General features: G+C 51.9%; 17 protein-coding genes. 9 read left to right on the forward strand and 8 right to left on the reverse strand.

Annotated features, from left to right (window positions below):
• Positions 1-13 precede the first annotated feature (13 nt).
• The 4 genes from gspF to gspC all read right to left on the reverse strand — a co-directional run bounded on the left by gspF (position 14) and on the right by gspC (position 5693).
• Positions 14-1237, reverse strand: coding sequence for a type II secretion system inner membrane protein GspF (gene gspF, locus AC6R1A_RS16735; RefSeq protein WP_500632558.1), 1224 nt, complete (start codon positions 1235-1237; stop codon positions 14-16).
• Positions 1237-2727 carry a type II secretion system ATPase GspE gene (gene gspE, locus AC6R1A_RS16740; RefSeq protein ID WP_500632557.1) on the reverse strand — a complete coding sequence of 497 codons (1491 nt, stop codon included), beginning with the start codon at positions 2725-2727 and terminating at the stop codon, positions 1237-1239. The genes gspF and gspE overlap by 1 nt, the downstream gene beginning before the upstream one ends.
• The gene (gene gspD, locus AC6R1A_RS16745) at positions 2727-4733 is read right to left on the reverse strand and encodes a type II secretion system secretin GspD (RefSeq protein WP_500632556.1); all 2007 of its coding nucleotides are present in this window, start codon (positions 4731-4733) and stop codon (positions 2727-2729) included. The genes gspE and gspD overlap by 1 nt, the downstream gene beginning before the upstream one ends.
• Before the next feature lie 87 nt (positions 4734-4820).
• Positions 4821-5693, reverse strand: coding sequence for a type II secretion system protein GspC (gene gspC / locus AC6R1A_RS16750; protein ID WP_500632565.1), 873 nt, complete (start codon positions 5691-5693; stop codon positions 4821-4823).
• A gap of 374 nt (positions 5694-6067) precedes the next feature.
• Between gspC and hslR the strand changes: the two genes are divergently transcribed.
• The 4 genes from hslR (at position 6068) to AC6R1A_RS16770 (ending at position 11399) form a co-directional block, all read left to right on the forward strand.
• On the forward strand, positions 6068-6454 hold the full coding sequence (gene hslR / locus AC6R1A_RS16755; protein ID WP_334554939.1) for a ribosome-associated heat shock protein Hsp15: 387 nt from the start codon (positions 6068-6070) through the stop codon (positions 6452-6454).
• A 45-nt stretch (positions 6455-6499) separates the two neighbouring features.
• On the forward strand, positions 6500-7375 hold the full coding sequence (gene hslO / locus AC6R1A_RS16760) for an Hsp33 family molecular chaperone HslO (RefSeq protein WP_500630184.1): 876 nt from the start codon (positions 6500-6502) through the stop codon (positions 7373-7375).
• A 338-nt stretch (positions 7376-7713) separates the two neighbouring features.
• Positions 7714-9342 (forward strand): phosphoenolpyruvate carboxykinase (ATP), encoded by a 1629-nt coding sequence (gene pckA / locus AC6R1A_RS16765; RefSeq protein ID WP_487903079.1) that lies wholly within the window; start codon positions 7714-7716, stop codon positions 9340-9342.
• Between the two features lie 71 nt (positions 9343-9413).
• A complete protein-coding gene (locus AC6R1A_RS16770; RefSeq protein WP_500632555.1) occupies positions 9414-11399 on the forward strand; it encodes an AsmA family protein in 1986 nt (661 codons plus the stop codon).
• A gap of 8 nt (positions 11400-11407) precedes the next feature.
• Here AC6R1A_RS16770 and AC6R1A_RS16775 read toward each other — a convergent pair whose 3' ends face one another.
• Genes AC6R1A_RS16775 through AC6R1A_RS16785 form a run of 3 tightly spaced genes read right to left on the reverse strand, consistent with a single transcriptional unit; the run spans position 11408 to position 13716 of the window.
• Positions 11408-12346 carry a bifunctional GNAT family N-acetyltransferase/hotdog fold thioesterase gene (locus tag AC6R1A_RS16775; RefSeq protein ID WP_500628046.1) on the reverse strand — a complete coding sequence of 313 codons (939 nt, stop codon included), beginning with the start codon at positions 12344-12346 and terminating at the stop codon, positions 11408-11410.
• 22 nt (positions 12347-12368) lie between these two features.
• Positions 12369-12803: a D-aminoacyl-tRNA deacylase gene (gene dtd / locus AC6R1A_RS16780; protein ID WP_500625617.1), complete on the reverse strand. Its 435-nt coding sequence runs from the start codon at positions 12801-12803 to the stop codon at positions 12369-12371.
• On the reverse strand, positions 12775-13716 hold the full coding sequence (locus AC6R1A_RS16785) for a virulence factor BrkB family protein (RefSeq protein WP_487903083.1): 942 nt from the start codon (positions 13714-13716) through the stop codon (positions 12775-12777). Before AC6R1A_RS16785 ends, dtd begins: the two co-directional genes overlap by 29 nt.
• 103 nt (positions 13717-13819) lie before the next feature.
• On the opposite strand from AC6R1A_RS16785, the gene AC6R1A_RS16790 reads away from it, so the two are divergent.
• Positions 13820-14458 carry a DUF2959 domain-containing protein gene (locus AC6R1A_RS16790; RefSeq protein WP_500630187.1) on the forward strand — a complete coding sequence of 213 codons (639 nt, stop codon included), beginning with the start codon at positions 13820-13822 and terminating at the stop codon, positions 14456-14458.
• A gap of 132 nt (positions 14459-14590) precedes the next feature.
• On the opposite strand, the gene typA is transcribed toward AC6R1A_RS16790, so the two are convergent.
• Positions 14591-16420 (reverse strand): translational GTPase TypA, encoded by a 1830-nt coding sequence (gene typA, locus AC6R1A_RS16795; RefSeq protein WP_500632554.1) that lies wholly within the window; start codon positions 16418-16420, stop codon positions 14591-14593.
• Positions 16421-16962: 542 nt separating this feature from the next.
• Between typA and glnA the strand changes: the two genes are divergently transcribed.
• The 4 genes from glnA (at position 16963) to glnG (ending at position 21783) form a co-directional block, all read left to right on the forward strand.
• The gene (glnA, locus tag AC6R1A_RS16800) at positions 16963-18372 is read left to right on the forward strand and encodes a glutamate--ammonia ligase (RefSeq protein WP_500630188.1); all 1410 of its coding nucleotides are present in this window, start codon (positions 16963-16965) and stop codon (positions 18370-18372) included.
• Positions 18373-18514: 142 nt separating this feature from the next.
• Positions 18515-19135 carry a DUF4124 domain-containing protein gene (locus AC6R1A_RS16805; RefSeq protein ID WP_500632553.1) on the forward strand — a complete coding sequence of 207 codons (621 nt, stop codon included), beginning with the start codon at positions 18515-18517 and terminating at the stop codon, positions 19133-19135.
• Between the two features lie 118 nt (positions 19136-19253).
• Positions 19254-20300 (forward strand): nitrogen regulation protein NR(II), encoded by a 1047-nt coding sequence (gene glnL / locus AC6R1A_RS16810; RefSeq protein ID WP_334554963.1) that lies wholly within the window; start codon positions 19254-19256, stop codon positions 20298-20300.
• A 79-nt stretch (positions 20301-20379) separates the two neighbouring features.
• Positions 20380-21783: a nitrogen regulation protein NR(I) gene (glnG, locus tag AC6R1A_RS16815; RefSeq protein WP_334554965.1), complete on the forward strand. Its 1404-nt coding sequence runs from the start codon at positions 20380-20382 to the stop codon at positions 21781-21783.
• Positions 21784-21886: the final 103 nt, after the last annotated feature.

A 21886-nucleotide genomic window follows, 5' to 3' on the forward strand; every position in this document is an offset into this window, starting at 1 on the left:
TCCGAGTGCGGGATCATCCCGCCATTAAATTATTCATTTCTAAAATGGGCATTAACGTCGCCATGACGATAAACAGCACCAATCCCGCCATCAGCGCAATCAGTACCGGAGTAAAAATGCCCAGAGCAATATTCACCATAGATTCAAAGTTGGCGTCTTGGTTGTCGGCGGCGCGCGTCAGCATGCCTTCAAGCTGACCACTTTGTTCACCACTGGCGATCATGTGCAGCATCATAGGTGGGAACAGTTTGGTCTGCTCGAGTGCGCGACGCAGGCTTGCCCCTTCACGTACGCTATCGGCGGCTAGGGTGACTTGCTGCTTGACGTAGCGATTGCTCATCACATCCACCGCCACCTTCATGCCATCCAAAATCGGGATCGCGCTCGACGTGCAAATCGACAATGTGCGGGCAAAACGCGAGGTGTTGAGCCCTTTGCTGATTTTGCCAATCATCGGCAGGCCAATCAGTTTTCGATCATAAGCCAGACGCACGCTCGGCTTGGCTAACGCCAGCTTGATGACGTAGCTCAGCGCCACGATCGCAAGTGATAAGTAGAGACCAAAGTTCTGAACAAACTCGCTTGAGGCGAGCAAAAACTGGGTCGATTGCGGCAGTGCTTGGCCCATCTGGACAAACTGACCGACAATTTTCGGCACCACCGCCGCCAACAAAAACGCCACAATGCCGATGGCAAACACCACCAGCACCACAGGGTAGATCATGGCTTGTTGCAGTTTCGAGCGCATTTTCTGCCGATTTTCGGCGTAATCCGCCAAGCGCTCTAACACGGAGTCCAGATGGCCCGATTTTTCCCCCGCCGCGACCATAGAGCGAAACAGATCATCAAACATATGAGGAAAGTCCGCCAAGCTGTCGGCCAAGGTGTACCCTTCGGTCACTTTGGAGCGCACCGCAAGCAACATCGAACGAATGCGCGCTTTTTCTGACTGCTCAGACACGGCGCGCAAACACTCCTCAAGGGGCATGCCCGATTGCACCAAGGTGGCGAGCTGGCGGGTGATCAACGCCAAATCTGGAGTACTGATTCCACGACGAAAACCGCTGCGCCCTGAATGGGCTTGCTTGGCGTTTTTCTGCCGCGTCTCTTTGACCGCCATCGGCACCAAACCCTGCTCTTTTAGCCGCGAGCGCAACTGGCGCGCTGTATCGGCTTCGAGCACGCCGGTTTTGGTTTTGCCTTTGCTGTCTAACGCTTTGTATTCAAATGCCGCCATTACGCTTCCTTGGTCACACGCAACACCTCTTCAAGCGTCGTGATGCCTTGTCTGACTTTCTCAAGGCCATCGCGTTGAATGCTTGGCGTGCGGGCACGAATGGCTTTCTCAATCGCTTGCTCGCCCGCGTCATCATGGATGAGCGATTGCACCTCGTTATCGACCCGCAGCAGCTCATGGATCCCGGTTCGGCCGCGATAGCCTTTAAAGTTGCACGCTTCACAGCCAACGGCTTTGTGCAGCGTGAGGTTCTCATCTTCGCCGAGCGCAAACCACTGTTTGATTTGCGGGTCAGCCTGATAGGGTGCTTTACACGATGGGCACAGGGTGCGCACCAAACGCTGAGCCAACACACCAAGCAGCGAGGAGGAGAGCAAAAACGGTTCAATGCCCATATCACGCAGACGCGTAATCGCCCCTGTGGCGGTATTGGTGTGCAAGGTCGACATCACCAAATGGCCAGTCAATGAAGCTTGAATGGCAATTTGCGCCGTTTCGAGATCGCGAATTTCGCCGACCATCACCACATCTGGGTCTTGGCGCAAAATGGCGCGCAAGCCGCGCGCAAAGGTCATATCCACTCTCGGGTTGACCTGCGTCTGGCCGATGCCGTCGATATCAAATTCGATCGGATCTTCCACCGTCAGAATGTTGCGCTCGTTACTGTTGATCTCACTTAAGCCCGCGTACAAGGTGGTCGATTTACCTGAGCCCGTAGGACCGGTGACCAAAATGATGCCGTGCGGGCGACCGATGAGCTGACGGAAATCATCGTGATTGGCCTTGGTCATACCAAGGCTGTGCAGATCCAATCGCGTGGCGTTTTTGTCCAAAAGACGCATCACCACGCGCTCGCCGTGCGACGATGGCATAGTCGAGACACGCACATCGACCGCGCGGCCACCCATACGCAGGGAAATTCGCCCATCTTGAGGCACGCGTTTTTCCGCGATGTCGAGCCGCGCCATCACTTTCACCCGTGAGACCAGAAGGGGCGCAAGTTTGCGACTGGGTGATAACACATCACGCAGTACACCATCGACGCGAAAACGGATCGCTAAGCTTTTCTCAAAGGTTTCGATGTGGATATCCGACGCGCCCTCTTTGATTGCCTCTCCTAGCATGGCGTTGATGAGTTTGATGATCGGCGCGTCGTCTTCTGACTCCAGCAAATCTTCATCCTGCGGCAGCTCTTCGGCCAGTGAGAAGAGATCGTCACTGTCCGCGCCAATGTCTTCCATCAACTGGCGCGCTTCCGAAGAGTCGCGCTGGTAGGCGCGGGTTAAACGCTGTTCAAACTCACTGCTGCTGACCGCTTGCATACCAAACGGCTCGCCGACCACGCGGTTCACTTCGAGCAGGGCGTCTACCGCAAGCGGTTCAACATAATAGAGCACCAAGCCAGGTGACTCGGTCTGCTCGGTTTCCAACACCAAGCTGAAACGCTTGGCAAAACTAAACGGCAGGCGACGAACGGACGGTCTCTCCATTACTGCATATCCATTTGGTCAAGGAAGGCTTGGATTTCCACCGGATGGCGGATCTCATCACCAAATTTTGGCAGCACAGGAATGTGCGCATCGTCCATCAGCTTAAGACCTTGGTCCGCTTTATAAAGCTGCTCAGCACGGATGAAGTTGTATTTACGCTGCGTGATGCCATCGGCCGTCATACCATCGCGAATGATGGTCGGTTTGATGAACACCATCAGGTTCTTTTTCTCCACTTGGGTACTGGTCGATTTGAACAGATGGCCAAGATACGGAATGTCGCCCAGCAGCGGCACTTTCGATTCGCTCTCTAGCGCGCGCTCATCAATCAAACCGCCGAGGACAATCATCTGACCGTCTTCGACCATTACAGACGTGTTGAGCTGGCGCTTGGCAAACCGCACATCCACCGCGCCATTGGCACCAAGCACGTTGGACACCTCTTGCTCAATATTGAGTTGTACTGAGTTGCCTTCGTTAATCTGCGGCACCACTTTGAGTTTGATGCCGACCTCTTTACGGTCGACGGTTTGAAATGGGTTATCGTTGTTCGAACCGGCCGTAGAGCCCGTCAATACCGGCACCTCTTCACCGACAATAAACGAGGCCTCGCCGTTATCCATCACGGTGATGCTCGGTGAGGAGAGAATATTGGAGTTGGAGTCAGTCGATACCGCGCTGATCAGCGCCGTCCAGTCGCCCATCACCACACTGAGCGCTGCGCCATTGACGCCAGAGAGTGCCGAGGCCAGCGTAGAATAGTCGCCTTCTTCCGTAGTGGTCTCATTACGCAAAAAGTCGCCATCTGAGTCATATACTGCTGTGGTGGTGGTGGTATCTTTAGCTTCCTCCAACCCGACCATCACTTCACCGATGCCAGCCCCTGTATTTCCATACTGGATGACAGAGCCGGTTTCCAACGATCCCCATTGCACACCAAGGTTGATGCCATCGCCCTCTGCCATTTCAACAATCAGTGCTTCAATCAGCACTTGCGCGCGGCGAATATCCAGTTGTGAAATCACCTCTTGCAACGCGTTCATGATATCTGGCGGCGCGGTGAGCACGAGCGCGTTGGTCCCCGGGTGGGCTGCGATCATCACGTCATTGCGCTGCGAATTGGTGTTGCTGCCGGCGTTTTTCTCCGCTTGCAGGTTGGCAGACACGCCTTTGAGCACCTCAACCATTTCATCGGCTTTGGCGTATTTGAGGTAGACCACGCGGTTGTTGCCTTTCGACGCCATTTCCACGTCGAGCTGCTTGATCAGTCGGCGCAGGCGTTCACGCACTTGCGGATCGCCGGAGATCAAAATCGAGTTGGTGCGATCGTCTGCCACCAACTTAGGCTCCAAAAACGCTGGGGTGTTTTTATCGGCGCTTTTATTCAGCGCATCGACAATACGCACCATCTCTGCGGCAGAAGCGTTGGCTAAATCCACCACTTCGATCTCTTTGTCGCCCGCCTGGTCGACGCGTTTGATGATGTCCGCCAAGCGGTTAACCACGGCGGCGCGTCCGGTGATCAAAATGATGTTGGCAGGGTCGTAGTGCACCACGTTACCGGCACCAGCGTTGTCATTGAGCTGTCTTAGCAGTGGCGAGAGCTCGCGCACCGAGACATTGCGCACGGCCACTACGCGAGTGACCACGGCGTCACCTTGCACGCTGCCATCACCCACCACTGGAATAGCCGAGGTTTTGGCGTCTTTTGCGCGAATGACTTTGAGTACGCCGTTCTCCATCTCCACCACGGCAAAGCCATACACTTCGAGCACATTGAGGAAAAAACGGTAGTACTGCTCTTCGGTCAACATGTCGTAGCTGCGCACATCGACTTTTCCGCGTACCGCTGGATCCACGATAATGGTCTTTTCTAAGTTTCGCCCCACAATGTTAATGAACTCTTGAATGTCCGTGCCCTTAAAGCTGGCACTGAAATCATTGGCGCTCACCAGTGGGGTCAATAAGCTTGCTGCTAACAGCCAAGCACTTCTCTTAATTCTCATGTCCCCACCAAAAAAGCGCCTACAAAAAACGTTCTCAAGCCACTGCTTCACATTATTCTCCTTGTGACTCGCGCCGCTGGGCAAGTCTTATAATTCAATATAAATCTCATAGGGTTGGCCTTCTCGCTCTACGGTGAGCGTCAATTCCGTTAACTCAGACAAGGCGTTGAACACCTGTGTCATTGCCGCAGCGTCCTTTAGGTCGAGGCCATTGATCTGCACCGCGATATCGCCATTTTGCAAACCCACCTCATCAAACAATTCTCGGTCTTTACCCGGAGAAAGGCGGTAACCCACCACATCATCACCTTCTTTAATTTGCGACATGCGCACGTACTGAAAAACCTGTTTGGCGTCTTGACCTATCTCTTCTCGGATACGCTCTAAGGTGTCAGGGGAGATGTCCACTCGATGGCTCGATGATGAGGAAGAAGAGGTCCCTTTCGATGAAGAGGAAGAAGGCGCCGACTGCGCAGAGTAGTCGATGCCTTGCAGCATGATGGTTTCATTGCGCCCCGCGTTGTCGATGATGACCCGATCGCTGTGGACTTGGACCAACTTGGCGCGCGTACCTTGAATGGCTTCACCGATGCCGACTGTCTCTTGCTGGCCCCTGTTGGCGATGACTGCCAAGCTCTTCTCGCTGTTGGAGCTGACCACCGCGCCCACCAGCACCAAATTGAGACGACTTTTGGGCGCTTCTTGAATCGGCGCCGCCTCGGTTGGGGTCTCTTGGGTGTAGCGGCCAAACAGGTGGCTATTTTGCAGAGAGGAGAGGTTTAAGCGCTCTGGCGCAGTTCGGGTGACTTCACCACTGGCGCGAATGGAGCGTGACACCACACTCGGCGAGTCCACCATCGACCAGACCAGCTCGCCCGCCAGCCAAGCGCACACCACCAAGAGCACAACGGTTAGCCCGCGACTGATTTTTGCTTGAACCTGACTGTTTTTGAGCGACATGCCGAGTTGCGACAGCCGAGTTGCCGAAAATTCCACTCAATTTCCTTATTGTCTGCACCTGGGAGTCCTGATATTCGGGAAAAACGACTCTGTGCAGGGAGTTAACACTGTTCTCATTGTATCAAAGTTTGCTATGAGCTCACTATCAATGCCACTGGGCGCGCTGTTAACGAACGAAAATCTGCCGATTTGCTTGAAAAATCGGATCTCCATCACCATTGTTAACGAATCGGTTATGCCGTGACCAGGTCATCGGCATCCCACTTCGATGTTTTTCATACATGAGGTCGCCTTTTTCACCTCTTTCATCTCAATACAGAGCCAAGAAAGAGACGATGAAGTTCATGCACGCTTATTAGAGAGTAAAAACCACAATGGGTTCCCAAACAGATGTCGTCAGGCTGGATAAATGGCTCTGGGCGGCTCGATTTTACAAAACACGCTCGATTGCACGAAACATGGTCGATGGTGGCAAAGTTCACTATAATGGCCAGCGCAGTAAACCGAGTAAAGCGGTGGAACTTGGCGCTGTCATCACTCTGCGCCAAGGTACGGAAGAGAAAACCGTGGTGATCGAGAAGATTTCCGATCAACGCCGCGGCGCACCTGAAGCGCAAACTCTATACAGTGAAACCACAGAAAGTATCGCCAAGCGCGAAGACAATGCCTTGCGTCGTAAGCTTCATGCTCACAACCCAAGCCCAGATCGTCGCCCGGATAAAAAGCAGCGTCGCGACATCATCAAATTTAAACATCAATAATGTCTACCCGCACCAGCAAGGCAAAAATTTACGAGGAATCGCCACATGGCAAGCAATGTTTTGAATCGCTACTTATTTGAAGATCTATCAGTACGTGGCGAGTTGGTACAACTGGACGAAGCCTACCAACGCATCATTTCCAGCAAGGAATACCCAGTCGCTATTCAAAAGCTACTGGGGGAGCTGCTTGTATCAACCACTCTTCTCACCGCTACGCTGAAGTTTGAAGGGTCCATCACACTGCAACTGCAAGGGGATGGCCCGGTCTCTCTCGCGGTGATTAACGGTGACAACAAACAGAAAATCCGCGGTGTGGCGCGCTTTGAGGGCGACATTGCCGATGATGCCAGCATCCACGATATGATGGGTAAAGGCTACTTGGTGATCACCATCGATCCGAAACAAGGCGAACGTTACCAAGGCATTGTTGCACTGGAAGGCGATACCTTAGCCGAGATCCTCGAAGGCTACTTTGCTAACTCTGAGCAGTTGAAAACGCGTCTATGGATTCGCACCGGTGAATATGAAGGGACGCCGAAAGCCGCTGGCATGTTGATCCAAGTGATGCCCGATGGCACCGGCAGCGCCGATGACTTTGAGCACTTAGAGCAGCTCACTAATACCGTCAAAGATGAAGAGTTGTTCTCACTTGAAGCCAATGAGTTGCTGTACCGTCTATACAACCAAGAGAAAGTCCGCCTGTTTGATCCGCAACCTGTTGCGTTCCATTGTGGCTGTTCGCGTGAACGTAGTGGCGCAGCAATCGTTACGCTCGACCGTGTGGAAGTAAACGACATTTTGGCCGAAGAAGGTTCAATTTCTTTACATTGTGATTACTGCGGCACGAATTATTCGTTTGATGAATTCGAAGTCGCCGAACTGTTCTCACAAGCCTCAAACGGCAATTCCACGCTGCATTAATTTTCATAACGCAGCAAGCGTGTAATTTTTCTATCAAAAGGCCGACTCTATGTCGGCCTTTTTGTGATCCAATGGCCGTAATCACTCGCTTCAGCCGTAATAAACTAACCTCTTAATTTTAAGCAATTAATAATCCCTTGCGCTCTAGCGCAATGCTTTGCGCACACGATACACTGATCGCGCCAATATGTGATGAGTCGCTTAAAACCCCACGAAAATTACGGTTAATCTTTGAACTATATCCCTGTTTTCGAGCAAGCCCATTGCTAGCATGGTGAGCAGATAAATAAAAAAATATTGACAAAATCCCTACAAAAATATTCCTATAAGGAGCACCTATGACCGTTATGGAACATACAAAGGCTGCAACACTTGATCTTACCAAGCACGGACTTCACAACGTAAAAGAGGTGGTACGCAACCCCAGTTACGAGATGTTGTTCGCAGAAGAAACTCGCGCGGATCTGGAAGGCTACGAAAAAGGCGTAGTCACCGAACTCGGCGCAGTCGCTGTTGATACCGGGATTTTTACCGGCCGCTCACCAAAAGATAAATACATCGTGAAAGACGCCACCACCGAAGAGCACATGTGGTGGACATCCGACGCGGTGAAAAACGACAACAAACCTATCGATCAAGCGGTCTGGAACGACCTCAAAGCCTTGGTCACCCATCAGCTATCTGGCAAACGCGTGTTTGTGATTGATGGCTACTGCGGCGCCAACCCTGATACGCGCCTCAGTATTCGCGTCATCACTGAAGTGGCGTGGCAAGCCCATTTCGTGAAGAACATGTTCATTCGCCCAAGCGAAGAAGAGTTGGCAACGTTTGAACCCGACTTTGTCGTCATGAACGGCGCGAAGTGCACCAACGATAAATGGCAAGAGCACGGCCTCAACTCAGAGAACTTCACCGTGTTCAACCTCACCGAGCGCATGCAGTTGATCGGCGGTACCTGGTACGGCGGTGAAATGAAGAAAGGCATGTTCGCCATGATGAACTACTTCTTACCATTGAAAGGCATCGCGTCTATGCACTGCAGTGCCAATATGGGTAAAGAAGGCGATGTGGCGATTTTCTTTGGTCTATCTGGTACAGGTAAAACCACACTATCCACCGATCCAAAACGTGCCCTGATCGGTGACGACGAGCACGGCTGGGATGACGATGGCGTGTTCAACTTCGAAGGCGGCTGCTACGCCAAAACCATCAAACTATCGAAAGAAGCCGAGCCAGATATTTACCACGCCATCCGTCGTGATGCCTTGTTGGAAAATGTCACGGTACGCAATGACGGCTCCATCGATTTTGATGACGGTTCGAAGACTGAAAACACGCGCGTTTCCTACCCTATCGAGCACATCGACAACATCGTTAAACCGGTGTCTAAGGGGGGTCATGCGAACAAAGTGATCTTCCTCTCTGCGGATGCCTTCGGCGTGCTGCCTCCTGTGTCTAAATTGACGCCGGAGCAAACCAAGTACCACTTCTTGTCTGGCTTTACCGCCAAACTTGCGGGTACAGAGCGTGGCATTACGGAGCCAACGCCGACCTTCTCTGCCTGTTTTGGTGCTGCGTTCCTCACGCTTCACCCAACCAAGTATGCAGAAGTGTTGGTCAAACGTATGGAAGCGGCGGGTGCTGAAGCCTACCTCGTCAATACCGGCTGGAATGGCAGTGGCAAACGTATCTCTATCCAAGATACGCGCGGCATCATCGACGCCATTTTAGATGGTTCGATTGAACAGGCAGAAACGAAGCACATTCCAATCTTCAACCTCGAAGTGCCGACCTCTCTACCGGGTGTCGACCCTGCGATTTTGGATCCCCGTGATACCTACGTTGATCCGTTGCAGTGGGAAAGCAAAGCCAACGATTTGGCCGAGCGCTTTATCAACAACTTTGATAAGTACACCGACAACGCTGAAGGTCAATCACTGGTTGCGGCAGGGCCACAACTCAAATAACGTGACCCTTCACCGTTAACTGTCGCCAAGCCCCTCATTTGAGGGGCTTTTTGATTGCCTGTTGAAGCAAAATGTTTCACTCTAAACACAAGGTGACCCCAACGGACTGGACTGTGAAGAAAACACTCAAGTGGTTAATGATCTCAATACTGCTGATAGCGATGATGGCTATCGGTGCGCTGTTTGCTGTGTTGCACACGAACAAAGCACCGCAAGTGGTCAAGCAACTGCTTGAGTCCTTGACCCCGTATCAGATCGAGATTGAGTCACTGCGTTACACAGCGCCTTACCAGTTTGAGATGGAGCAAGTCTCCCTGCACCTTGCCGCTGGAAAGCCCGATTCCCTCTTTAGCGATACAGACCATAACCACCCCACGCTCCAGTTGCCCAAGCTCACCCTATGGCTCAGCCAGTGGCCGTGGAAGGAGGGCAAACTCGCCTTCGACTCCGTTTTGATAGAAGAGGCTCGCTTGGATGTCACACAACTGCGCGATTGGTTGAACCCGCTACGCGATGCTACGCGTTCTCCTCTGCCCATTCATACCCAGCAACTGGCGTTGAAGCATGTCGATTTGAGCGGCGCCCACTGGTCCGCGCGCGATGTGGATCTGCAAATTCAAGCACCAAGTTGGCAATCCGATACACAAACAGTGCCGTTTGGCGACATTCAACTGGCGGCGAAGCAGCTCTACATTCACGGCGAAGCGTTGAATAACCTACTGATTGATGGTCGCTATCGCGCACAAAACAGCACCGTCTATGGTGCCTCGTTTGACTGGAATAACGCGCAGCTGTCAGGCCAAGCGGAGCAATACCCGCATGGCTGGTCACTGGTCAATGTGACGTTAACCCATCCAAACCAAAATCAGCCGCTCAACATTGAGCGCCTGCGTCGTAGTCTCGCCGCGGTGACGCTGCCGATTGTTCACATCAACAGCTTAGATATTCTTGGCGCGACCTTGCGCTATCAAGATTGGCAATTGGACAATCTCGATGCCTCGCTGGAAAACCTCGACCTCACCCAATCGCTCTGGCAACAAGACAATGGCTACCTATCACTCAGCGCCGATCGTATCCACAATGGCGAGTTGGCATTGCTCTCGCCACTGACCAAAATCACCTTCAGTCAAGGTGAGCTCAATGTTCAGGAGTGGGATGCGGATTTTAAACAAGGAAGGGTGCAGCTGCGCGGTAAGGTCAGCCCAACGCACGTGGCGCTCGATGAGGTCAAACTCAATAACATCAAATGGTTGGAGGATACACAAAGCCTGCTGAACGGGTTTGAGCGTTCGCACTCCACCCTCGACACGCTCTCTATCGAACAATTGCACATTAACAATGGCCAGGTCATCCAAGTCGAAAAAATGCCCTATTGGCAGCTCAGCGGCCTCAATGTTCGAGGCAAAGGGCTGACCTTGATTCAAGACCACCAGCTTGGACTCTATGCGGGGGAGCTGGAAGTAAGCGCCAACAACGCCAGTTACGACAAGCTGCTGACGACGCAAGCGGTGCTCAATGCGCGCGTGGAGCAAGGCATCGTCTATCTGGATCGCTTTTTTGCGCCGTTGGCCACAGGCTATATTGATGCGAACGGTCACCTCGATAGGCGCACCATCAGCCGTCCTTGGTCGCTCACTTTGCACGGCGATGGCGTGCCGCTAGAGCAAAGCTGGCTTTTGCGCTGGCTGCCCTTTACCTTGAGCGGATTTGCCGAACTCAGCGCCGAGCTGTCAGGATTAGCGGGCGATTACAGCATGCTGTCGCACAGCGTGTCGGGCAAAGTGACATTGGCCATGCATCAAGCCACCCTGGAAGCGTACAGCAGTGATGGTGAGCAGCAGTATCAACTCGCGTTGCCCAGTGATCCGCTCGTCAGCCACGTTGATCGCGGCCGCATTGAACTGAGCGCGCCGTTTGACGCGCCCAGTATTGCCGGTCACATCGATTTGACCAAACCACGCTTTGCCACCTTGCTGATTAAAAGCGAATCTGGCTGTCAGCACCTTTGGTCAGAAGTGTTCAGTCAGACTACTCAGATCTTCGACCGCTGCCCTTAATTAGCGGGTTAAACGGCCAGTTCGCGCCCGGCTTCGCCAAGCATAGTGCGGTAATCAGGCAGCAGCATGTAGGTACCAATAAACTCCACCGCCGCCACATCGCCACTGTAGATGGTGACATGGATGACGATGCGCGCTTTGCGCCCTTGCGCTAAGCGGTCCAAATCGCCGCTGATGCCATCCAGGGAGGTCGACGCCACCGGGTTTTGTACCACAGGGTGGCGATAGCGAATTTGGCTGTCAGCGAGCACGATGTCACCGTGCAAGTTGCGCTCTTTCATCAACAGCCAAGTCATGCCCCATCCAGTGAGAGTGGCCAATGTAAAGGCGGAGCCTGCAAACAAGGTGTTGTGCGGGTTGAGGTTAGGATTGAGCTGAGAGACACACTCAAATTGATAGCCCGTGTACTGGTTGATCTTAATGCCCATTTTGTCGCTGATCGGGATTTGATGCTCCCAGCGCTCTTGCAGCTCAGTGCACCATTCGGGTTTACGCAGAACATTTGCCATGGGATCGAGCGGCTTGACCATTTGCTGATGGCGCACGGGGCCACGCTCATCCGTCAACTCACCACGGCGCTCAAAGCCGTTTTTCTCATAGAAATCTATCGCGTCCTCACGGGCATTACACACCAAGCGCTTGGCGCCTTCTTGACGAGCAAGCGACTCGAGCGCGACCAACACCAGTGACCCCATACCCTTGCTGCGACGATTGCCTTTGACCGCCATAAAGCGGATCTGACCTTCGTTGTCTGAGGTAATGTATAAGCGCCCAATCGCCATCGGTCGGCCACGGCCATCAACAATCATACGATGGTGGCTCAGCGGATCAAACTCATCGCGTTCAGATCCGATTGGCATCCGCCACGGCTCTCTGAGCATTTGCCAACGAAAATGGTAATACTTGTTGAGCTGGTTGTCCGTCTTTGGCGTAATTAGCTTAAACATATCTATCCTTGTGTCTGTGTATTTACGCTTGGAGCCAGAAGGTCACAGGGCCATCGTTGACCAAAGAGACTTTCATATCTGCGGCAAAGCGTCCTCGCTCTGTGGGCAGTACTTGCTCACACAGATCGGAGAAATAATTATAGAGGCGCTCGGCATCCTGTGGCGCCGCGCCGCGAGAAAAGCCCGCTCGCGTGCCCTTTTTGGTGTCTGCGGGTAAGGTGAACTGCGAGACGACCAACAGCTTACCGCCCACTTGCTGCACGTTGAGGTTCATTTTCCCTTCCTCATCGCTGAACACGCGATAAGCGGTGACGCGCTCCATCAAGCGCTTGGCTTTGGCTTCGTCGTCGTCTTTTTCGACCCCAAGCAGGACCAATAAGCCATGTTCAATCTCACCCACGACATCGCCATCGACGCGAACGGCCGCTTCACTCACTCTTTGAATCAGCGCTATCACTCTCTTTTCCTTCTTGTTGTGCTGTCTCATCTGGGCGTGAGTGTACCACGGCTAACGTCTGGCTCCACTTCTCCCGCTCACCAAGAGAAGCGGTCACTTCTGCGCCAATCAACACAATCAGCCAGCACAAATAGACCCAAACGAACAAAATCGGAATCGCGGCCAGCGCGCCATAAATTAACTGATAGGAAGGAAACTGAGTAATGTAGAGGGCAAAGCCTTTTTTGCTCGCCTCAAACAGCAGCGCCGCAACAATCGCACCGATCACCGCATGGGTAAAACGGACCTTTTTATTGGGCACCAACATATAAAGACCAATAAAGGCGAAAAAGGACAACAAAAACGGCAACCAGCGCAGCATCAAGGTGTAGATACTCGACAAGGTTTCATGCTCAAGAATTTTTAGCGAGGTGACGTAAGAGGTCGCGGCGATACTTGCCCCAACTAGGATAGGGCCGAGTGTGAGCACCATCCAGTACATCGAAAAGGAGAACACCAAACGGCGCTTTTTGCGCACCCTCCAGATGTAATTGAGATTCTTATCGATGTTGGAGATCAGCATCAGCGCAGCGACAAATAAGAACGCACTGCCGATCGCCGTCATCTTGCCCGTATTGGTAACAAATTGCAGCAGCGCGTTTTTCACCGCATCGCCCGCCGCAGGGACAAAATGGGTAATGACAAAGTCTTGAATCACCTCGCCTGCGTTCTCAAATACCGCAAACGAGGACAAAATGGACAGCAGCACCGTCAACATGGGCACGATCGACAGCAGCGTAATGTAGGCCAAATACCCCGCATTCACACTGACGCGGTCGTGGTCAATGCGCGCAGCGAGGTAGCGCACAAACAGCGCAGCCAGCTTGATGACAGGCTCCAATTTCAACTTGTATCTCCTTGTTTCCTCAGTCATCCTATGACTTTATCAGGATTAACAGTATAACCCTAAACGTGCGCGCCGTGGGGCAATAAGCCAAACTTCTCGCACGCGTGTTCGGTCAGAAAAGGAATTCACTATGCCGCAGTTACTCACCCTTATGCTCTCTCTGCTGACCTTGGTTGGCTGTCAATCCACCTACTATTCAGCGATGGAGCAAGTAGGCTATCACAAACGCGATATCATGATCGATCGGGTTGAAGACGCCAAAACGTCACAGCAAGAGGCGCAGCAAGAGTTCAGCAGTGCGCTTGAAGCGCTATCGGTACTGACGCAGTTTGATGGCGGTGAGCTGGAAAGCGTCTACGAGCAAATCAACGACAAGTACCAAGCCAGTGAAGAGGCGGCCGAAGAGGTAGCCGCGCGCATTGCCGCGATTGAAGATGTTTCCGAGGCGCTGTTTGATGAGTGGCAAGAGGAGCTGGATCTCTACACCAGCGCGACGCTGCGCCGCTCAAGCGAGCAAAAGCTGCGTGAGACCAAAGCCTCTTACCAAACCATGCTCAAAGCGATGAAGCGCGCAGAAAGTAAGATGACCCCAGTGCTCAACACGCTGCGTGACAATACGCTCTATCTCAAACACAACCTCAACGCCAGCGCGATCGGTTCATTGCAGGGTGAATTTACCAACCTAGAGAAAGAGATTCAGTTTGCCATCGCGCAAATGAACGAGGCGATCAGCGAATCCGATAAGTTCTTGCAAACTTTGCAGCAATAGAGCCCTATTCTCTCTTTCTCTCCAAACAATATTTCTGCCCAAGGCATCTCCCTCCTGGGGCATCTCCCAAAACAAAAAAAAGCCCCTAGTCTCAGACTCGGGGCTCATTAAATACGTTATGCTTTAAGGCGATTACTTCGCTGCGCGAGACGCACGCTTACGGTCGCTTTCCGTTAGGAACTTCTTACGAATACGGATGCTTTCCGGCGTCACTTCAACTAGCTCGTCATCATCGATGAACTCTAGCGCTTGCTCAAGCGTCATCTTGATTGGCGGAGTAAGCACCTGTGCGTCATCGGTACCCGATGCACGAACGTTGGTAAGCTGCTTACCTTTCAGTGCGTTAACGGTTAGGTCGTTGTCACGGCTGTGAATACCGATCACCATGCCTTCGTACACTTCCACACCGTGACCGATAAATAGACGACCACGCTCTTGAAGGTTGAACAGCGCGTTAGTCAGCGCTTTACCCATAGCGTTAGCAATCAGTACACCGTTGACACGTTGACCGATGTTACCGCCTTTGTGTGGCGCGTAGCGATCAAACGTATGGTAAAGAAGACCAGAACCCGACGTTAGCGTCATGAATTCGGTTTGGAAACCAATCAGACCACGAGATGGCATTTCGAAGTCCATACGAACGCGGCCTTTACCATCTGGAGACATGTCTTTCAGCTCACCTTTACGCAGGCCGATGTTCTCCATGATGCCGCCTTGGTGCTCTTCCATCACGTCGATCGTTACCGTCTCGAATGGTTCCAATAGCTGACCATTCTCTTCTTTGATGATAACTTCAGGACGCGATACCGCAAGCTCAAAGCCTTCACGACGCATGTTTTCAATCAGGATAGAGAGGTGAAGCTCACCACGGCCTGATACGCGGAATTTGTCTGGATCGTCAGTTTGCTCAACGCGTAGTGCTACGTTGTGGACCAGTTCTTTCTCTAGACGCTCAAGGATGTTACGTGACGTCACGAACTTACCTTCTTTACCCGCGAATGGAGACGTGTTGACTTGGAACGTCATCGTTACTGTTGGCTCATCAACAGAGAGCGGTGGTAGCGCTTCAACTGCGTTTTGTGCGCAGATGGTGTCAGAAATTTTAAGCTCACCCAGACCTGTGATGGCGATGATATCACCTGCGTTCGCTTGCTCAACTTCGTGACGTTCTAGACCAAGGTAGCCCATGACTGTGCCAACTTTACCGTTGCGCGTTTTACCGTCTGCACCGATGATCGTCACTTGTTGGTTCGCTTTCACGCTACCACGAGTCACACGAGCCACACCGATAACACCCACGTAAGAGCTGTAGTCTAGCTGAGAAACCTGCATCTGCAGTGGACCATCAAGGTCAACATTTGGCGCATCAACCACATCAACGATGGTTTGGAATAGAGGTTCCATGTTCTCGCCTGTTGCGCCTTCTTCTAGCGTAGCCCAGCCATTCAGTGCTGACGCGTAGACCACTTTAAAGTCTAGCTGTTCGTCGGTCGCGCCTAGGTTGTCAAATAGGTCAAACACTTGGTCCATAACCCAATCAGGACGAGCACCAGGGCGGTCAATCTTGTTGATGACAACGATAGGCTTTAGGCCGTGTGCGAAGGCTTTTTGCGTTACGAAACGGGTTTGCGGCATCGGGCCGTCTACCGCGTCAACGATCAGTAGCACTGAGTCTACCATCGACATGATACGTTCTACTTCACCACCGAAGTCCGCGTGTCCTGGGGTATCAACGATGTTGATGCGGTAGTCATTCCAGTTGATGGAGGTGTTTTTCGCCAAAATGGTGATGCCGCGCTCTTTCTCGATGTCGTTCGAGTCCATGACTCGCTCTTCCGCTTCACCGCGAGACTCAAGCGTGCCTGATTGCTGGAGCAGTTTGTCAACCAGCGTGGTTTTACCGTGGTCAACGTGCGCGATGATCGCGATATTTCTTAAATTATCAATCTGTGGAGTAGCCATGGATTTGATTCACTCGAATATGAGAAACACGCCGTTTATCTTAGGTGAATAAGGGTCATTGCCCTATTACCTATCAAACCGCGTGCTTACTTGATTAAAAAAACGGCCATAATGTACCAGATTTTCGCAAAAAACCCAGAAATATGTGATCTGCTTCGGCTCTTTTCACCTTTATTTTCCGTTTTTTCTCGCAGGCATTCCAATACGGCCTGACGTACCGACGCACAGTGCAGATTAGGTGAAAAATGCGGATTGACAATTGAGCAAAATCTAGGCTGAATGGTGTTCGGTCTTGAGTCATATTGGTGCATAAAAATGAAATTGCACCAAAACAATGCACTATGAGATCATTTTGGTGCAACAACGTGCACCAAACTTAAGCCCCATCCGCTAATTAATTGAAATTAATGGATTAATTTTTTTGGCATGATTTTGGCTTAGTTTGGATCAGCATCGGTTAATCAAGCGACACGGAATTAATCAATGCTGGATTTTTCCAAATCGAGTCATTCACGCTTTATCAACACTGGAGGTTTTCCAAGATGTCAGTAGAAAATGTTCTATCGCTGATCCAAGAGAACGAAGTTAAGTTCGTTGACCTACGTTTCACAGATACAAAGGGTAAAGAGCAACACATCTCTATCCCGGCTCACCAAATTGATGCGGACTTCTTCGAAGAAGGCAAAATGTTTGACGGTTCTTCTGTTGCTGGCTGGAAAGGCATCAACGAGTCAGACATGGTGATGATGCCAGACGCAACAAGCGCTGTACTTGACCCATTTACCGAAGATGCGACTCTGAACATTCGTTGTGACATCCTAGAGCCTGCAACCATGCAGGGCTACGATCGCGACCCACGCTCTATCGCAAAACGCGCGGAAGACTTCATGCGTTCAACAGGTATTGCTGACACAGTGCTTATCGGTCCTGAGCCAGAATTCTTCCTGTTTGATGACGTAAAATTTGCGACTGACATGTCAGGTTCATTCTTCAAGATTGATGACGTTGAAGCAGCGTGGAACACAGGCTCTGACTACGAAGAAGGCAACAAAGGTCACCGTCCTGGTGTGAAAGGCGGTTACTTCCCAGTCGCGCCAGTTGATTCTTCTCAAGACATCCGTAGCGCCATGTGTTTGATCATGGAAGAGATGGGTTTGGTTGTTGAAGCACACCACCACGAAGTGGCGACTGCGGGTCAAAACGAAATCGCAACTCGCTTCAACACGCTAACAACAAAAGCGGATGAAATCCAAATCTACAAGTACGTCGTACACAACGTAGCTCACGCGTTTGGTAAGACAGCCACCTTCATGCCTAAGCCACTCGTGGGTGACAACGGTAGCGGTATGCACGTTCACCAATCTCTAGCGAAAGACGGCGTAAACCTGTTTGCTGGCGATAAGTACGGCGGCCTATCTGAAACTGCGCTTTACTACATCGGCGGTATCATCAAGCACGCTCGCGCAATCAACGCGTTTGCTAACCCGTCAACCAACTCGTACAAGCGTCTTGTCCCAGGCTTTGAAGCACCTGTTATGCTCGCTTACTCAGCGCGTAACCGCTCTGCATCAATCCGTATCCCTGTGGTACCAAGCCCTAAAGCGCGTCGTATCGAAGTCCGCTTCGGTGACCCAGCAGCGAACCCATACCTATGTTTCGCAGCAATGCTGATGGCTGGTCTTGACGGTATCAAGAACAAGATCCACCCAGGCGAAGCGATGGACAAAGACTTGTACGACCTACCAGCTGAAGAAGCAGCAGAAATCCCAACTGTTGCCTACTCACTGAAAGACGCACTAGAAGAGCTGGATGCAGACCGTGAGTTCTTGACAGCAGGTGGCGTATTCTCTGACGACTTCATCGACTCTTACATCGGCCTAAAAGCGCAAGATGTAGAGAAAGTGAACATGACAACGCACCCACTAGAATTCGAACTTTACTACTCAGTATAAGTCTCGGTATAAAAAATCTAGTCGCGACGTTTCGTCACGTTACATAATTCTAAGGCTCGCCTCGCAGGCGAGCTTTTTTTATCTGTGCACATTGCCACTCTTGACTACTATGGGTTCACACCGTCAACGTGAGAGCTTAAGTATGAAACCTCTAGCCCCTTTCACTGCGTTCACTTTACTGAGTCTATCCTTTGTAAGCCTGCCGCTTTGTCACGCGCAGACCGTCTACACTTGGGTCGATGATGAGGGGGTGCGCCACTTCAGTGATTCACCCGGTCATGAGCGGGCGAGCGCTTTAACCTTGCCTGACGTCAACTCCCCGCCGCCCCAACCGGAATTTGATGCCGCCGAGCCAGTGCCAAGCAGAGACCATTCAAACGCACAAGCAAACGCGCGCAGCCAAGAGGCCACAAGCGCCTCTTCGGAGCACGCCGCTACCTCTTTGCAAGTGAATACACCTTTGCAAGTGACGATTATCTCACCCAGTGACGATCAAGCCGTGCGCAGCAACAGCGGCCGTTTGACGATTCAAGGCGAAGCCAACCGAAAACTGGCGATTGGCGAGCAGTTTCAACTGTTGATGAACGGTCAACCCTTCGATGCGCCAACACACCGCCCAAACTGGTCCTTGACCAATGTGGACAGAGGCTCACACTCTTTTATTATTCAAGCCTTTAGAGACGGCAAGCTTATTGCATCTTCCAACCCTATTACGGTGCATCTACAGAGAGTCAGTACCGCTGCGGCGCCGAGCTCGCCCTAAGCCCATAAAATCAAGCTTTTGAGCTTTTACTCTCTCTGGGATTGCGCCATACTTGGGTGTTGCAATGCACCATTTTTGTGCATTGCACTATTCAGGTTCACGGAAGAGGGTAAACCGAGTGGAAAGTGGATTAAACGACATCATCTTGAATCATCAAGTGACCGCGATACTCATCATGAACGAGTCGCTTCAGGTTCGCTACGCCAACCCTGCTGCCGAGCAACTCTTTGCCCAGAGCATGAAACGCATTGTGGGCCAACCACTCTCTCATTTAGTTCAGCACGCTTCGATGGATCTCGCCTTGTTGTCGCAGCCCCTGCAAAGTGGTCAAAGCATTACCGACAGTGACGTGACCTTTGTTGTTGATGGCAAACCGCTGATGTTGGAGGTTACCGTCAGCCCAATATCTTGGGAAAAGAAACTGATGCTGCTGGTTGAGATGCGTAAGATTGGTCAACAGCGTCGCTTATCACAAGAGTTGAATCAGCATGCGCAGCAGCAAGCCGCTAAACTCTTAGTGCGTGGCCTTGCGCACGAGATCAAAAACCCACTTGGCGGCCTGCGTGGCGCCGCTCAGCTGCTCGAGCGTACCTTGCCCGATCCAACACTGACCGAATACACCCACATCATCATCGAGCAAGCGGATCGCCTGCGCGCCTTGGTCGACCGACTGCTTGGCCCGCAGAAACCGGGCAAAAAGCAGCTCGAAAACTTACACCTCATTTTGGAAAAAGTCCGTCAGTTAGTGGATCTTGAAGTCAATCAGCGTATCGAGATAGAACGCGACTACGACCCAAGTTTGCCGGAAATTTTGATGGACGCCGACCAGATTGAGCAGGCACTGCTCAATATCGTGAGCAATGCCGGTCAGATTTTGTCATCGCAAGACAATGGCAAGATCACCATTCGCACCAGAACGGTGCATCAAACCAATATCCATGGCCAGCGCTGCAAACTGGCAGCGCGCATTGAAGTGATTGATAACGGCCCCGGCATTCCGTCTGAGCTACAAGATACGCTGTTTTACCCTATGGTCAGCGGCCGAGACGGCGGAACGGGGCTAGGATTATCCATCGCGCAGAACCTTATCGATCAACATCAAGGAAAAATCGATGTCGAAAGCTGGCCAGGAAGAACCACATTTACGATTTATCTGCCCATTTAAGGTAGAGATTTATTTGCTGCCCGACGTCAAAGGCGAAGGGAAAGACTGTCATTTGGCGATGCTGTGAGGAAAGGAAGTTATGAGTAAAGGATACGTTTGGGTCGTCGATGATGACAGCTCGATTCGTTGGGTAATGGAGAAGACCTTATCGTCGGCCAATATTAAATGCGAAACTTTCGCGGATGCTGAGAGTGTCTTAATGGCTCTTGAGCGCGAGTCACCCGATGTATTGGTGTCGGATATTCGCATGCCGGGCATTGATGGCATTCAGCTACTCAAGCAGGTTCACGAGGCCTCACCCGACCTGCCTGTTATCATCATGACGGCGCACTCTGATCTGGATGCCGCGGTCAACGCCTACCAAAAAGGGGCGTTTGAATATCTGCCCAAACCTTTTGATGTCGACGAAACCCTCACCTTAGTGGAGCGTGCGATTACGCACAGCCACGAGCAAAAGCGTGAGCACGCCACCGCCGACCATGACACCTACAGCCCGCCAGAAATCATCGGTGAAGCACCGGCAATGCAAGAGGTATTTCGCGCCATCGGCCGCCTATCACGTTCGTCCATTTCGGTGCTGATTAATGGCGAGTCCGGTACCGGTAAAGAGCTGGTGGCACACGCACTGCACCGTCATAGCCCTCGAGCGAGTAAACCGTTTATTGCCCTCAACATGGCCGCGATTCCCAAAGATTTGATTGAATCGGAGCTGTTTGGCCATGAAAAAGGCGCTTTCACCGGTGCCAACAACGTGCGCCAAGGCCGATTTGAGCAAGCCAATGGGGGAACCCTGTTTTTGGATGAGATCGGTGACATGCCGCTCGATATTCAAACTCGCTTGCTCCGTGTCTTGGCCGATGGTCAGTTCTATCGCGTCGGCGGCCACTCGCCAATCAAAGTGGATGTGCGTATCGTCGCTGCGACCCACCAAAACTTAGAAAAATTGGTTCATGAGAACAAATTCCGCGAAGATTTGTTCCACCGCCTGAATGTCATCCGCATCAAGATTCCGTCACTGCGCGAACGCAAACAAGACATTGAGAAACTGACGCTGCACTTCTTAGCACTGGCCGCCGAAGAGCTGGGCGTAGACGTGAAGACACTGCATCCGACCACAGTAGACACGTTAAACCGCCTCGATTGGCCGGGTAACGTGCGCCAGCTAGAGAACGTCTGTCGCTGGCTGACCGTGATGGCCAGTGGCAGTGAAGTGTTACCCAACGATTTGCCGACGCAGTTACTGCAAGACAGCCATACGACGCAAAGCAGTGGTGAAGGCAACTGGCAGCAACAACTGTCGAGCTGGGCGCGAGACGCACTCTCCAAAGGCGACTCTGAGCTGCTCTCTTACGCACTTCCTGAATTTGAACGTATACTTTTAGAAGCAGCACTTGAACATACCAACGGTCACAAGCAGGATGCCGCAAAGCTCCTTGGTTGGGGGCGCAATACACTTACCCGCAAACTGAAAGAGCTTTACTGATTGTATTTAAAGAGAAAATCGAGATGCAACCCTTTGCATGATAAGGATCCAAGGTCTCGATTTTTCTCTGATTTTTTCCTCGCTTGACTGTTTTAAAGCCGAT

This window comes from Vibrio sp. R10-SG3-ISO3, assembly GCF_059834225.1.